At 60.9% G+C, this 13,987-nt stretch carries 15 protein-coding genes; 10 read left to right on the forward strand and 5 right to left on the reverse strand.

Features of this window, described 5'->3' with window-relative positions; genetic code table 11:
• Window positions 1-28: 28 nt before the first annotated feature.
• The 3 genes from ACX93L_RS17910 to ACX93L_RS17920 all read left to right on the forward strand — a co-directional run bounded on the left by ACX93L_RS17910 (window position 29) and on the right by ACX93L_RS17920 (window position 1,570).
• Entirely contained in the window at window positions 29-676 is a 648-nt protein-coding gene (locus ACX93L_RS17910; protein ID WP_459406072.1) for a glutathione S-transferase family protein, read from the forward strand.
• Between the two features lie 160 nt (window positions 677-836).
• On the forward strand, window positions 837-1,022 hold the full coding sequence (gene rpmF / locus ACX93L_RS17915) for a 50S ribosomal protein L32 (RefSeq protein ID WP_169593616.1): 186 nt from the start codon (window positions 837-839) through the stop codon (window positions 1,020-1,022).
• A gap of 140 nt (window positions 1,023-1,162) precedes the next feature.
• The gene (locus ACX93L_RS17920; RefSeq protein ID WP_459406073.1) at window positions 1,163-1,570 is read left to right on the forward strand and encodes a hypothetical protein; all 408 of its coding nucleotides are present in this window, start codon (window positions 1,163-1,165) and stop codon (window positions 1,568-1,570) included.
• Between the two features lie 89 nt (window positions 1,571-1,659).
• Here the strand turns inward: ACX93L_RS17920 and phaR are convergent, their stop codons facing one another.
• Window positions 1,660-2,235 (reverse strand): polyhydroxyalkanoate synthesis repressor PhaR, encoded by a 576-nt coding sequence (phaR, locus tag ACX93L_RS17925; protein WP_459406074.1) that lies wholly within the window; start codon window positions 2,233-2,235, stop codon window positions 1,660-1,662.
• A gap of 228 nt (window positions 2,236-2,463) precedes the next feature.
• Between phaR and ACX93L_RS17930 the strand changes: the two genes are divergently transcribed.
• Both ACX93L_RS17930 and phbB read left to right on the forward strand, forming a co-directional pair.
• Window positions 2,464-3,645, forward strand: a complete 1,182-nt coding sequence (locus ACX93L_RS17930) for an acetyl-CoA C-acetyltransferase (RefSeq protein WP_459406075.1) — start codon at window positions 2,464-2,466, stop codon at window positions 3,643-3,645.
• Window positions 3,646-3,787: 142 nt separating this feature from the next.
• A complete protein-coding gene (gene phbB, locus ACX93L_RS17935; protein WP_169593624.1) occupies window positions 3,788-4,513 on the forward strand; it encodes a beta-ketoacyl-ACP reductase in 726 nt (241 codons plus the stop codon).
• 316 nt (window positions 4,514-4,829) lie between these two features.
• Here phbB and ACX93L_RS17940 read toward each other — a convergent pair whose 3' ends face one another.
• The 3 genes from ACX93L_RS17940 to ACX93L_RS17950 are packed head-to-tail and all read right to left on the reverse strand — an operon-like array spanning window position 4,830 to window position 6,352.
• A complete protein-coding gene (locus ACX93L_RS17940; protein WP_169593626.1) occupies window positions 4,830-5,084 on the reverse strand; it encodes a glycine zipper domain-containing protein in 255 nt (84 codons plus the stop codon).
• A 31-nt stretch (window positions 5,085-5,115) separates the two neighbouring features.
• The gene (locus ACX93L_RS17945) at window positions 5,116-5,271 is read right to left on the reverse strand and encodes a DUF3309 family protein (protein WP_115670414.1); all 156 of its coding nucleotides are present in this window, start codon (window positions 5,269-5,271) and stop codon (window positions 5,116-5,118) included.
• Window positions 5,201-6,352 (reverse strand): alpha/beta fold hydrolase, encoded by a 1,152-nt coding sequence (locus ACX93L_RS17950; RefSeq protein ID WP_459406076.1) that lies wholly within the window; start codon window positions 6,350-6,352, stop codon window positions 5,201-5,203. Before ACX93L_RS17950 ends, ACX93L_RS17945 begins: the two co-directional genes overlap by 71 nt.
• Before the next feature lie 335 nt (window positions 6,353-6,687).
• Here ACX93L_RS17950 and ACX93L_RS17955 point away from each other — a divergent pair, with 335 nt between their 5' ends.
• The 5 genes from ACX93L_RS17955 (at window position 6,688) to ACX93L_RS17975 (ending at window position 13,048) form a co-directional block, all read left to right on the forward strand.
• Window positions 6,688-9,720: a helicase-related protein gene (locus tag ACX93L_RS17955; protein ID WP_459406256.1), complete on the forward strand. Its 3,033-nt coding sequence runs from the start codon at window positions 6,688-6,690 to the stop codon at window positions 9,718-9,720.
• Window position 9,721: 1 nt separating this feature from the next.
• Complete coding sequence (locus tag ACX93L_RS17960) at window positions 9,722-10,135, forward strand: RNA-binding S4 domain-containing protein (protein ID WP_459406077.1); 414 nt, start codon at window positions 9,722-9,724, stop codon at window positions 10,133-10,135.
• A gap of 194 nt (window positions 10,136-10,329) precedes the next feature.
• On the forward strand, window positions 10,330-10,668 hold the full coding sequence (gene fdxA / locus ACX93L_RS17965) for a ferredoxin FdxA (protein WP_169593632.1): 339 nt from the start codon (window positions 10,330-10,332) through the stop codon (window positions 10,666-10,668).
• Window positions 10,669-11,056: 388 nt separating this feature from the next.
• Window positions 11,057-11,626 (forward strand): CarD family transcriptional regulator, encoded by a 570-nt coding sequence (locus ACX93L_RS17970; protein WP_169593634.1) that lies wholly within the window; start codon window positions 11,057-11,059, stop codon window positions 11,624-11,626.
• Between the two features lie 255 nt (window positions 11,627-11,881).
• On the forward strand, window positions 11,882-13,048 hold the full coding sequence (locus ACX93L_RS17975; protein ID WP_459406078.1) for a polysaccharide biosynthesis/export family protein: 1,167 nt from the start codon (window positions 11,882-11,884) through the stop codon (window positions 13,046-13,048).
• Window positions 13,049-13,176: 128 nt separating this feature from the next.
• Here the strand turns inward: ACX93L_RS17975 and ACX93L_RS17980 are convergent, their stop codons facing one another.
• Window positions 13,177-13,920, reverse strand: coding sequence for a Bax inhibitor-1/YccA family protein (locus tag ACX93L_RS17980; RefSeq protein ID WP_459406079.1), 744 nt, complete (start codon window positions 13,918-13,920; stop codon window positions 13,177-13,179).
• Window positions 13,921-13,987 lie beyond the last annotated feature (67 nt).

A 13,987-nucleotide genomic window follows, 5' to 3' on the forward strand; every position in this document is an offset into this window, starting at 1 on the left:
GCAAGACGAGCCAATCGGGAGCGCGACGGTGGAACCTTTAATTCTCTATATCGGCAACAAGAACTACTCCTCGTGGTCATTCCGCCCCTGGGTGGCGCTGACCGGCTGCAAGATCCCCTTCGAGGAAAGGCTCATTCCCTTCGATTTCGATGCGGGCAATCCGAAATTCCGGGAGATTTCGCCGACTGGCCGCGTGCCGGTGCTTCATCACGGTGGCTTGAGGGTTTGGGAATCGCTGGCGATCATCGAATATGCGGCGGAATTGTTCCCGGAGGCCGGCCTGTGGCCGGAAGACATCGGCGACCGGGCCATGGCGCGATCGATCTCGATGGAAATGCTCTCGGGTTTCCGCGCGCTGCGCGGCGCCTGCCCGATGAACATCCGGCGGGAGGTGCGTGCAATCGACCTGCCTGACGGCGTGATGGACGACGTGGCCCGCATCGAAACCATCTGGCGCGACATGCGCAAGCGTTCGGGAGGGCCGTTCCTGTTCGGCGCTTTCTCCGCGGCAGACGCGATGTTCGCGCCGGTGGTCAACCGTTTCAGGGTCTATGATCTCGCGAAGTCCAATGATACGCTTGACTATATGGCGGCGATGGAGGCCCATCCTGCATGGATCGCCTGGCGCGAAGCCGCAATCGCCGAAACCTGGATCGTACCCGAGGACGAGGCCTGAGGGGCGATGCGCCGGGCCAGGTCGGAAAAAAATGACTCAGGGACTGGTCAAAGCCCTGCAGGGCATGTATAAGCGCGCCAAATTCCGAGATCGAGACAGGTACTGTTCGGCCTCATCCGGCCGCGGAAACCTGTTTTGCCCGTCATGTGGAGTAAGTTAAATGGCTGTACCGAAAAGAAAAACAAGCCCGTCCAAGCGCGGTATGCGCCGTTCTGCTGACGCGCTGAAGGCTCCGACCTACGTCGAAGACAAGAATTCCGGCGAACTGCGCCGTCCGCATCATATCGACCTCAAGACCGGTATGTATCGCGGCCGTCAGGTTCTGACCGTCAAGGAAAACGCATAACATCCGAATTTTCGGATGACTTTTTTAAGGCCGGCATTTTGCCGGCCTTTATTTTTTCAAGGTATTTGACTTAAATCGCGACCTCGACCGCTTGCCCAACGGTAGGCGTCCCCCACGCTCCGTCGATCGAGGACATGCCCATGCTTGCTGCCATTCCGTTGATGATCGTGCCGCTGGTTCTCTACAACCTTGCCATGATCGGTGCCTTCGGCGGCGGGGGCGTCGCGGTCCTTTCCGATCAGCTCATGGCGCAGTCGATGTTGTCCGGTGCCGTCTGGACGCTGTCGGTCGGCGATGCGCTCATTCTTGCCGCGCTGGCCGTGCTGTTCGTCGAAATCCTCAAGGCGACCCGCAACAGCTCCGGTTCTTTGCTGAACCACATGCTGTCGATGCTGGTGTTCATCGCCTTCCTTGTCGAGTTCCTGCTGGTCAAGGGGGCGGCCACGCAGACCTTCTTCATCCTGATGACGATCGCGTTCATCGATGTGATCGGTGGCTTTGCGGTCTCGATACGATCGGCCGGGCGCGACGTTTCGATCGGTCTCTGAGCCCGGTCGGGCACCGATCTGCAGATTTGAAAAAGGCAGGGTTCCCCCTGCCTGGCATGGTCATGTGACGGGGTGCGTCGACGACAATCTCAAAGGTTGTCGAGCTTGCTCTGCAGCGTGCGCAGCTGCTCCTTCAGCTCGTCGATGTCCTTGGCTTCGGCCTTCTTGCTTTCCTTGGCCGGCTGAGCGCCCAGAAAGGGCGAGAACATCTGCATGGCTTGATGGAACATCTCGGTGTTGCGCTTGACCTGTTCTTCCATCAGCTGGATCGGCATCTGCAGGTTCTTGCTCAGTGGCGTGTCCCCGAAGGCCTTTGTCATCTGCTCTCGCATCTGGACCTGCTGTTCGGTGAAGGCCTTCATCGAGTGTTCGAGGAAGCTTGGCACGACCATCTGCATCTGGTCGCCATAATAGCTGATCAACTGGCGGAGGAAGGAAATCGGCAGCAGGGTGTTGCCGGTCTTCGACTCCTGCTCGAAAATAATCTGGGTCAATACGGAATGGGTGATGTCCTCTCCCGACTTCGCGTCCTGGACGGTGAACTCCTCACCCTTCTTGACCATCTTGGCCAGGTCTTCCAGCGTTACGTAGGTGCTGGTGCCCGTATTGTAGAGGCGTCGATTGGCATATTTCTTTATGACGATCTCGCCATCGGCTTTGGCCATTTTTGTCTCCTAACCCCGTTGTTTTTGTGGATTTTTGCTCTTCCCGCAGTGAGTGTAAACGCAAAAGAAGGCCGGTGACAATCTCTTTGTGCAATGCGGTACCCGCATTTGACGAAACTCAAGAAGACGCAACTAAGGAACGAAACATCAGTCGCTCTTCGTGTTTGACTCGGAGGGAAAGCTTTGCCAGTTTCATCACCAAAGCGAAAAATATCCGAGGAGACCTCCATGAGCAGTTCATCCATCGTCATCGCCAGCGCGGCCCGTACTGCGGTGGGCTCCTTCAACGGCGCCTTCGCCAATGTGCCAGCTCATGATCTCGGGGCTACCGTCATCAAGGGCGTGCTGTCGCGGGCCGGCGTCGACGCCAAGGAAGTGGACGAAGTCATCCTCGGCCAGGTGCTTTCCGCCGGCGCCGGACAGAACCCGGCGCGCCAGGCGGCGATGAAGGCCGGCATTCCGCAGGAAGCAACCGCCTGGGGCATGAACCAGCTTTGCGGCTCAGGTCTGCGCGCAGTCGCGCTCGGTATGCAGCAGATCGCCACCGGTGACGCAAAGATCATCGTCGCGGGCGGCCAGGAGTCCATGTCGATGGCCCCGCATTGTGCGCACTTGCGGGCCGGTACGAAGATGGGCGACCTGAAGATGGTCGACACGATGATCAAGGACGGCTTGACCGACGCCTTCTACGGTTATCACATGGGCATCACCGCCGAGAATGTCGCGCGCCAGTTCCAGCTCACCCGCGACGAACAGGATGCCTTCGCGCTGGCGTCGCAGAACAAGGCGGAGGCGGCACAGGTTGCTGGCCGGTTCAAGGACGAGATCGTTCCGGTCGTCGTGCCGGGCCGAAAGGGCGATGTCACGATCGACGCCGACGAATACATCCGCATCGGCGCAACGCTCGATAGCATGACCAAGCTTCGCGCGGCCTTCGACAAGGAAGGCACGGTCACTGCCGGTAACGCGTCGGGCATCAACGACGGTGCAGCCGCCGCGCTGCTGATGAGCGAGGCCGAGGCCTCCCGTCGCGGCATTACGCCGCTCGTTCGCATCGCCTCCTGGGCCACGGCCGGCGTCGATCCGCAGATCATGGGTACCGGGCCGATCCCGGCCTCGCGCAAGGCCCTGGAAAAGGCCGGCTGGAAGATTTCCGATCTCGACCTGGTCGAGGCCAACGAAGCCTTCGCGGCCCAGGCCTGCGCGGTCAACAAGGATCTCGGCTGGGACACGTCGATCGTCAACGTCAATGGCGGTGCGATCGCCATCGGTCACCCGATCGGCGCCTCCGGCGCCCGCATTCTCAATACGCTGGTGTTCGAAATGAAGCGCCGCGGCGCAAAGAAGGGTCTTGCGACCCTCTGCATCGGCGGCGGCATGGGCGTTGCCATGTGCCTCGAGGCGCTCTGAACAGGAAAAGACGGTCCGGAGGAGGGCGGTGGCAGTGCCACCGCGTCCGAGGCTGAACTGCATGTCATAAAACTGCACTACCAACGGCTCCGTCAGAAGAGCCGGTGGGCGGAGAAAGTTTACACTGAGGGGAGATCAGGACATGAGCAGAGTGGCATTGGTAACGGGAGGAACCCGGGGCATCGGAGCGGCGATCTCGACCGCGTTGAAGGCCGCGGGCTATCGGGTCGCGGCGAACTACGCCGGCAACGACGAAAAGGCGAAGGCCTTCGAGGCCGAGACAGGCATTCCCGTCTTCAAGTGGGATGTGTCCGACTACCAGGCCTGCGCAAGCGGCATTGCCAAGGTGGAGGCCGAGATCGGCCCTGTCGAGGTGCTGGTCAACAATGCGGGCATCACCCGGGATGCCATGTTCCACAAGATGACGCCCGAACAATGGAACGAGGTCATCAACACCAATCTCACAGGGGTGTTCAACATGACCCATCCGGTATGGTCCGGCATGCGCGACCGCAATTTCGGTCGCGTCATCACCATATCGTCGATCAACGGCCAGAAAGGCCAGATGGGTCAGGCGAACTATTCTGCAGCCAAGGCCGGGGACCTCGGCATCACCAAGGCGCTTGCCCAGGAAGGTGCGGCCAAGGGAATCACGGTCAATGCCGTCTGCCCGGGCTATATTGGTACCGAGATGGTGCGGGCGATCCCCGAAAAGGTGTTGAACGAGCGGATCATTCCCCAGATCCCGGTAGGGCGTCTTGGCGAACCGGAAGAGATCGCTCGCATCGTGGTTTTCCTCGCCTCGGACGATGCCGGCTTCATCACCGGTTCGACGATCTCTGCGAATGGTGGCCAGTTCTTCGTGTGACTTTCGCAGGCGGACGCGAGGTCATCAAAGGCCGGTCCTTCGGGGCCGGCCTTTTTTTCATACCGCCGTGGCGAAGGTTAATATTCGTGCGGGCCTCGAATGCCAGAAATCCTAATATCCACGGTTTCCTATGGTTAACAGATTGTTATTCCACAATATATGGTGATGAACAAAACGAGAAACATTGACCGTAAGCGATTCGTCGCCGATTCGTTCCGGCTTTGATCGAGGGGTTAACGGCAAGGCACTTTGCCGAACGTCAAAGGCCGCCGGTGGGGGCATCCGGCGGCCTTCTGGGAGCATCGCTGCGGCGTGTTCAGCGGCAGCGTGCCTCATAGGTGCGTCCGTAGCGGTCGCGATAAACGCAGTAGCCGGACCGTTCCTGTGACTGGCCAATCAGGGCGCCCGCGGCTCCGCCGACAACGGCACCGACGGCAGCGCCGCCGACCGAATTGGTGGCCACGCCACCGATCACGGCGCCGGAGGCGGCACCGATGGAGGCACCTCGTTCGGTCGCCGTGCACGATGCCAGCGGGGCGATGAGGGCAAGTGCAAGAAGTGTCTTTTTCATCGTCGTTTTTCCTCTTCGGTTTCGACTACGCTCAGATCCGGCCCATGAGCAGCAGGATGACAAGAATAAGCACGACAAGCCCGAGGCCGCCGGACGGTCCATAGCCCCAGTTTCGGCTATAGCCCCAATTGGGCAGGGCGCCGATCAGCAACAGGATGACGATGACGATGAGAATTGTACTCAACATGGTGGCCCTCTCGATTGGTAAATTCGAATTCCGGTTTGCGTGATGCCTCAACGTCGGGCGCCGAGGTTTGTTCCATCGATGCCAGGCTCATTGTTCCGAGGTCGATATCTTCTCCTGAGAGAAGAGGCTCAAAGTAACGAGACCAGCGGTCAATCAGGGCTGCGGCCGATGTCGCAGATGGGTCGATGAAGCTGCCGATGATCTTATTCATTCGGTGCCTCTGTTCGACCATGACAAGATGACCGCAATCTCCGAACAGCACGGTCTGTGCCCTGGGCAGCAACTTCGACAGGCGCAACTGATGGGAGGGAGGCACGATCGCGTCGTGAACGCCGATCAGGTTAAGGACCGGGATCGAGATTTTCGGCAGGTCGGCGAGGATCGAGGTGCCCGACATGAATTGCACGCAGGCCGCAACGTCCTCCGGTCGTGTCTTCAGGAGATGACCGCGGACCATTTCCATCGCGGCGGCAGCGCGATCATCCTCCCAGGGGCAGGACTTGTCATAGACGCATTCGATCGAGCCCCAGCGAAACTGTTCCCTGGTCGAGATCCAGCGCTTGAAGAAATGGCGGAACACATAAGGGCCAACCCGCGGGATCCGAAGCAAACGGGCCGCAAATCGCTCCTTTCCCTCGAAGCGGCCGCAGGCGAAGCCTCCGAGGAGGACGACCGAGCGCACGAGATCCGGGCGACGGACAGCAAGAAGGAGGGAGAGAAATCCGCCGGTCGAATGACCGATCAGGTCGACCTGCTCACCGCCAAAATCTCGGCCAATCGCGTCTGCCATCGCATCCACGACCGCTTCCGGCGAGATGACCGCTCCCGGAACTGGCAGGTTCCACGGATGATGCCCGGGAAGGGGATAGGCGACGGTCCTGCCCTTGCGGGTGATTTCCGGGGCAAAGACCTTCCAGAACGCGGGTGCCATGACCATGCCGTGGATCAGAACGAAGTTCCGTCCAGGCTTGTTGCTGATCCATTCTGCAGGTGGTGGCGACAGTGTCATCTTGGTTAGCCTCGGCTCAATCAACGCGGCGTGACGGCTTTCTGTTCCCCTCTTCCGAGCCGTTCTCTCCACATCTCGGAATCATCACGACAAGCCGTTGATCCGATTCAGCATTTTGTGGGCGACTCCGCGAATTGCGCCGATATCTAGCCGTGAACAAATCCTGAATCACGAGGAGTCAGCGATTCGTCGCCGATTCGTTCGCACACTGTTCCCGGAGTCGTCGGGACTGGCATTTCGGGTCATTTCAGCCGAATTCTGGGGTCTGTGTCCCTTGATTATGGTTCGCAAACCTCGGGTGGCTTGCCTTTGGCGGCAATCGTCGCCATGTGTGGGGCGAGATCGCCGGTCACCCTTCTTGAACGACGGTCCGTTGCAGCGCGGAGCGGTAATTGAATTCGCAACCCATGATCCTGAGCGGCCGCGGTGTCACTGCTGTGCTGGGGCCGACCAATACGGGCAAGACCCATTTCGCCATCGAGCGCATGGTCGCACATGGCTCCGGGATCATTGGCCTGCCGCTTCGCCTGCTTGCACGCGAGGTCTATCAGCGGGTCGTGGAGCGGGTGGGTGTCTCCCAAGTGGCGCTCGTCACCGGCGAGGAGAAGATCGCTCCTGCTGGCGCGCGCTTTTCCGTATGCACGGTGGAGGCCATGCCGCGTGAGACGAAGGCGGCCTTCGTCGCGATCGACGAGATCCAGCTTGCCGGGGACCTCGAGCGCGGCCATATCTTCACGGATCGCTTGCTTCACCTGCGTGGTCGTGATGAGACGTTGCTGCTCGGCTCGGCAACAATGAAGCCGATCCTGCAACAGGTTCTTCCCGGAATCACGATCGTGGAGCGTCCGCGACTGTCGCAGCTCTTCTACGCGGGCCAGAAGAAGATAACCCGGCTGCCCCAGAGAACGGCGATCGTCGCCTTTTCCGCCGACGAGGTCTATGCGATTGCCGAACTGATCCGTCGCCAGCGGGGTGGTGCTGCCGTGGTTCTGGGCGCGCTCAGCCCGCGGACCCGCAACGCGCAGGTCGGCCTCTATCAGGCGGGCGATGTCGAGTATCTGGTGGCGACCGATGCGATCGGCATGGGCCTCAACCTCGATGTCGATCACGTGGCCTTCGCCCAGGACCGGAAGTTCGACGGCTATCAGTTCCGCAACCTGAACCCCGGGGAGCTGGGACAGGTCGCCGGCCGTGCCGGGCGTCACCTGAAGGACGGAACCTTCGGCGTCACCGGCCGGGTCGATCCTTTCGACAACGAGCTGGTCGAGCGGCTGGAAAGCCATCAGTTCGATACCGTCAAGGTTCTGCAATGGCGAACGGCGAAATTCGATTTCTCGTCGATCGGCGCGCTGCAGCGCAGTCTTGAGGCCGCGCCGCGCGTCGAGGGACTGACGCGCGCCTTGCCGGCCATCGACCAGCAGGCGCTCGATTTCCTTGCGCGATATCCCGAAGTGGCCGATCTGGCGAATACACCGGAAAGAGTCGAGAAGCTGTGGGAAGCCTGTGCGCTTCCCGACTATCGACGCATCACGCCGGCCCAGCATGCGGACCTGATCCAGAGCCTGTTCTTCGACCTCGTCCGCCATGGCGCGGTCAACGAAGACTTCATGGCCGAGCAGGTTCGCCGTGCCGACCGGACCGACGGCGAAATCGATACCTTGTCGGCACGGATTGCCCAAATCCGCACATGGACTTATGTATCGAACCGGCCAGGTTGGCTTGCCGATCCGACACACTGGCAAGAAAAGACGCGGGAAATCGAAGACCGATTGTCCGATGCGCTACATGATAGGTTGACGAAACGCTTTGTTGATCGCAGGACATCTGTGCTCATGAAGCGCTTGAGAGAGAATGCGATGTTGGAAGCTGAAATCAGTGTGAACGGCGATGTCTTCGTGGAAGGACATCACATGGGACAACTCGCCGGTTTCCGGTTTACGCCCATATCCGGTACCGAGGGTCCCGATGCCAAGGCCGTTGAGGCCGCTGCGCACAAGGCGCTCGCGCTGGAGTTCGAGGCGCGGGCGGCACGTCTGCACGCTTCGGGCAACAACGACCTCGCGATCAGCGCAGACGGTCTGGTGCGCTGGCTCGGCGATCCCGTCGCACGCCTCACGGGCAGCGATCACATGCTGCATCCGCGCGTCATCCTGCTGGCCGACGAACAGCTGACCGGCAATGCGCGCGATCATGTCGTCGCTCGTGTCGAACGCTTCGTGAATCACCACATCTCGACGGTCCTGAAGCCGCTCGATGATCTTTCGCGCGCCGAAGACCTCCAGGGTCTCGCCAAGGGGCTGGCCTTCCAGCTCGTCGAGAACCTTGGCGTGCTTTTCCGTCGCGACGTCTCCGACGACGTGAAGTCGCTCGACCAGGATGCCCGCGCCTCGATGCGCCGCTATGGCGTGCGCTTCGGTGCCTATCACATCTTCATGCCGGCGCTGCTGAAGCCGGCGCCGGCCGAGCTCATCACGCTGCTCTGGGCGCTGAAGAACGACGGACTCGACAAGGCGGGTTACGGGGACCTGATCCCGGTCCTTGCCGCCGGTCGTACCTCCGTGGTCACCGATGCAGGCTACGAGCGCATGTTCTACAAACTGGCGGGGTTCCGTTTCCTCGGCAAGCGTGCCGTGCGCATCGACATCCTCGAGCGCCTTGCCGACCTTATCCGTCCGCTTCTGCAGTGGAAGCCGGGTGCGACGACGCGGCCGGACGGCGCCTATGACGGCCGCCGCTTCACCACCACCACCGCCATGCTGTCGATCCTCGGCGCCACGCCGGACGACATGGAAGAAATCCTGAAGGGCCTCGGCTACCGCGCAGACAGCGTAACGGCCGAAGAGGCGGAAGCGTTTCTTGCGTCGCAGACCGCGTCTTCCGTCGTGCCGGGCGAAGAAAAGCCGGCCGAGGATGTCGATGCGGCTGCTGAGAACGCTGACGTCGATGCCGGCACCGAAGAGGCTACTGAAGAGGCTCAGCCAGTTGTCGAAGCGGTTGCTGATGCTGCTGTCGTCGAAGCGGCTTCCGCGGAGGACGCTGCCGTTCCCGCCGAGCCGAAGCCGGTTCTCCTGTGGCGCCCCGGTGGCCGCAGCGACAACCAGCGTGGTGCGCGTCCGGCGGGCGACCGCCAGCGCCATGGCGGCAATCGCGGCCCGAACCGTGGTGCGACCGAAGGCCAGGCCGAGGGTCGGCGCGATGAGCGCCGTCGTGACGGCGAAGGCGGCAAGGGACGCGACCGGGACGGCGGACGTGGCGGGTTCGGCCAGAAGGGCGACCGTCAGGAGCGTGGTGATCGCAAGGATCGCGGTCCGCGTCCGGACCGCGACGCAAAGTCGCAGCCCGCGCGCTTCGAGGCTAAGCCGCCGCGCAAGGAGAAGCCGATCGATCCGGATTCGCCCTTCGCCAAGCTCGCTGCGCTCAAGGAACAGATGAAGAAGTGAGATGGACGGGAAGAAGCCACAAAGCGGTCCGCGCCAGCGTATCGACAAGTGGCTCTTCTTCGCGCGCATCCTGAAATCGCGCACGCTGGCCCAGGAACGCGTTTCCGCCGGTCACGTGCGGGTCAACGGCCAAGTGGTGCGCCAACCCAGCCATCTCGTCGGTCCAGGTGACCGTCTGGAGGTCGCCCTTGAGCGGCGTGACCTCATTCTCGTAGTCACGAATGCCGGCGAGCGGCGCGGACCGTATGAAGAGGCGCGGCTCCTCTATGAAGACCTGACGCCTCCGCCGAGCGAGGGGGAGCGCCTCGGGCCTCTCGAGCAGGCGACCCGCCTGCCCGGTGCGGGGAGGCCGACGAAGAAGGAGCGTCGTGCCATCGATCGCCTCCAGCCCGGCGATCCGTGGTCGGACGATTAGAAAAACTCTCGGCATTCTCGGCTATTTTCAGGATCGTTTATCCTTGCTATAGGCCGGATAACACAGTAGCTGACGTCCCTGTCCAGCCGCACCTCGCGTCGGTCCATCAATCATACGGTTTGTGGTCCTGACCATTCGCCCGCGAGGCAGGCTCGAACGTCGCCTGCGCCGAAACGAGACCCTGGAGTGCCCGCATGACTTATATAGTCACCGACAACTGTATCCGCTGCAAATACACCGATTGCGTCGAGGTCTGCCCGGTCGATTGTTTCTATGAAGGCGAGAATTTCCTCGTCATCCATCCCGACGAATGCATCGACTGTGGCGTCTGCGAGCCGGAATGTCCGGCCGAGGCGATCAAGCCGGATACCGAGCCGGGCCTCGACAAATGGCTGCAGATCAATACAGAATATGCGAAGATCTGGCCGAACATCACGGTCAAGCGGGATCCGCTGCCGGAAGCCAAGGAAATGGACGGCGTCGAAGGCAAGTACGAATTGTACTTCTCCACGAAGCCAGGCTCCGGCGATTGAGCGTCATCGGGCTGCCGCGGCGTGGCCGCGGCCACCGTCTGGCCTGAATCATCACGAATCACGCCTCATTGGGGCGTGACAAGCCCCTTTGTGGCGCCGCAGCAGTAAAATATTGATTTCCTCAGATTTTTGTGATAGGGTGACAAGACTGTTCCACTTCGCGGCATTTGGTATGCCCTGAACCATCACGAAAGCAAACTCATCGTCCAACGCTGTTACCGTGGCACTGCGACTTCGTCTGTCGCGTTGCTGTTGCGACGATAGGGATGTTTTGCGTGGCGGGCCGGACCAGCATGGAGTGACCCGACGGTTTCCCCCGTCTCATCCGGGCCTGACCGACCCGGCACCGGCGTGATGCCGGGAGCATAACAGGGAGTTTTTGAAACGAATGACGACCCAGCAGAAAAAATCCCCGACGCGCCAGGGCTTCAAGACCGGCGAGTCGATCGTTTACCCGGCACATGGTGTCGGTATCATCACGGCAATCGAAGAGCAAGAAGTCGCCGGCATGAAGCTCGAGCTTTTCGTGATCGACTTCGAGAAGGACAAGATGCGTCTCAAGGTGCCGGTCGGCAAGGCCGTCAGCATCGGCATGCGCAAGCTCTCCGAAACGGACTTCGTCGAACGCGCCCTCAAGGTCGTCCAGGGCAAGGCACGCGTCAAGCGCACCATGTGGTCGCGCCGTGCGCAGGAGTATGATGCGAAGATCAATTCCGGCGATCTGATCTCGATCGCGGAAGTCGTTCGCGACCTGTATCGTGCAGAAAACCAGCCTGAGCAGTCCTATTCCGAGCGTCAGCTTTATGAAGCTGCCCTTGATCGCATGGCGCGCGAAATCGCTGCCGTGAACAAGATGTCCGAAACCGAGGCCGTTCGCCTCGTGGAGGTCAATCTGGCCAAGGGCCCGAAGCGTGGCAAGGGCATCGAGGAAGACGACACCCAGGAAGAGGCCGCGTAAGCGTCCTTCGCATTTGGCGGTTCTTAGAAAGCCTCCGGTCGAAAGATCGGGGGCTTTTTTCATGATTGGACGGCGAATGGGGAACCGCTATGCGGGGCATACGGTGGGTCCTCCACGATCGCGTTCTGCGAGCCGCGTTTCGCGGCTGAGTACTCCATTTGGCGGAAATTCTACCTCTGGATGTTAAGCGTTGTTTCGTGCTACAAAACCTATAGGGGAATTATTTTAAATCCGGTTGTGTTGGGGAATACGGATTTGAAACGCTTTGTCACCGTCGCCTTGTGCATTTTTGTCGTTGGTTGCAAGGCGGTTCCTGGAGCGGGCCCCCTCGCGTCGGATATAAATGACCGGGCCGGCAGGCCGGCGGAGGAGACCGAGCGCGGCCATCGAACGGTCTTCGAGATCGTTGACGTCGATGCGAAGACGGCGCGAACCGTCTCCGACTTTTCGATCGGCATGCTCCAGCGGCGTTTCGGCATCGGCGGTGCGGTTCGTAGTGCGGTGATCGGGATCGGCGACCGGCTCGTCGTGACGATCTTCGAGGCGGGATCGGACGGGCTCTTTTCGACGCAGGATTCCAAGAAGACCGAGATCGAGGTGACGGTTCAGCCGGATGGCAAGGCCGCTGTCCCCTATGTCGGGCAGGTCCGCTTCTCCAGCCGAACACTCGAACAGGCTCGGCAGGCCATACTGGCCGAGCTCGTGCACAAGGCGGTCGAGCCGGACGTCATCGTCAGCAGCGCGGCAACATCATCACGGAACGTCACGGTGTCGGGTGCGGTCGGCAAGCCTTCGATGGTTTCGCTCGGCCTCTCCGGCGAAACGATCATGGAAGTGATCGCCATGGCCGGCGGCCCGACGAAGGCACCCTATGAATCCTATGTCACGCTCGCCCGTGGTCGCAGAACCGGCACCGTCCTTTTGCAGTCGATCGTCGAGAACCCGTCGGAAAATATCCATGTCGAGCCGAAGGACCAGATTTTCGTCACGCATGATCCACGGACTTTCACCGCCCTCGGCGAGGTGTGGAAGAACGACCGGATCCCCTTTGGCTCGAACGACGTCAATCTCCTGGAGGCGATCGCGCTGGCCGGCGGCGGGGCGGATGAGCGGATCGATGCGCGGGGCTATTTCGTCTTCCGCTACGAGGAGCCGGAGATCGTCGCCGACCTGTTGACGCCGGAACGTTTCCACCAACTCCAGGCAAACGGCCTCAGGCCTGACAAGGAAGGACGGTTCCCGATCGTCTACCGGTTCGACATGTCGGCTGCCGACAGCCTCATCACGGGGCAGTGTTTTCCGATCAAGAACCGGGACGTGGTCTATGCCTCGCGCCACCCGGCGGTCGATATCGCGAAGTTTGTCCGGCTGGTGGCCGCACCCCTCCACGCGGCCCGGGCGACGCAGCAACTGATCGACTGAGGCGGCGGCGACGCTGTCAGGCCGCGAGGAGGAGGCGGCAAGGTATCAACAAAAAACCCGCCGTCTCCGGCGGGTTCTTCGTTTCGCGGAGAAGGCGAATGCCTGTCTCCGTTATGGTCGTAATCCTGCTATTCGCGGTTTCCGAGGAAGCGCAGGAGGAACAGGAAGAGGTTGATGAAGTCGAGATAGAGCTGCAGGGCGCCCATGATGGCCTTGCGGCCGGCGACGTCTGCACCATCGGCTTCGTAGTAGGATTCCTTGATGTTCTGCGTGTCATAGGCGGTCAGGCCGGCAAACAGCAGGACGCCGATGACGGAGATCGCGAATTCAAGCGCGGACGACGCCAGGAAGATGTTGACGAGCGAGGCGATGATCAGGCCGAAGAGGCCCATGATCAGGAACGAACCCATCGCCGACAGGTCACGCTTCGTGGTGTAGCCGTAGAGCGAAAGGGCACCGAACGACGCTGCCGTCACGAAGAAGGTCTGCACGATGCTTGCGCCCGTGTAGACCATGAAGATGGACGAAAGCGACAGGCCCATCAGCGCGGCATAGACCCAGAAGGTCGTCTGCGCGGCTGCGACGCTCATCGAGTGAATCCGGAAGCTCATGAAGAACACCAGGGCAACCGGAGCGAACATGACAACCCACTTCAGCGGGCTCAGATAGATCGCCTGGCCGAATGCCGTCAGCTGACCGTCGCTTATCGCCATCTGTGCGGTGACGAACGCGGCAATACCGGTGATCGCCAAGCCGAGCGCCATCAGGTTGTAAACCTTCAGCATATAGGCGCGCAGGCCTTCATCGATCATCGTCGCCGACTGGGCGTTACCCTGGCCCATGCGACTCTGGTAGTTGCGAAGTTCAGACATTGTTTCCTCTTTTCAAGCTCCGGAATGGTTACGGTGTCGGGTTTCATACCCAGGCGCCGCTGCGGAG

It is taken from the genome of Rhizobium sp. CAU 1783 (assembly GCF_054551725.1).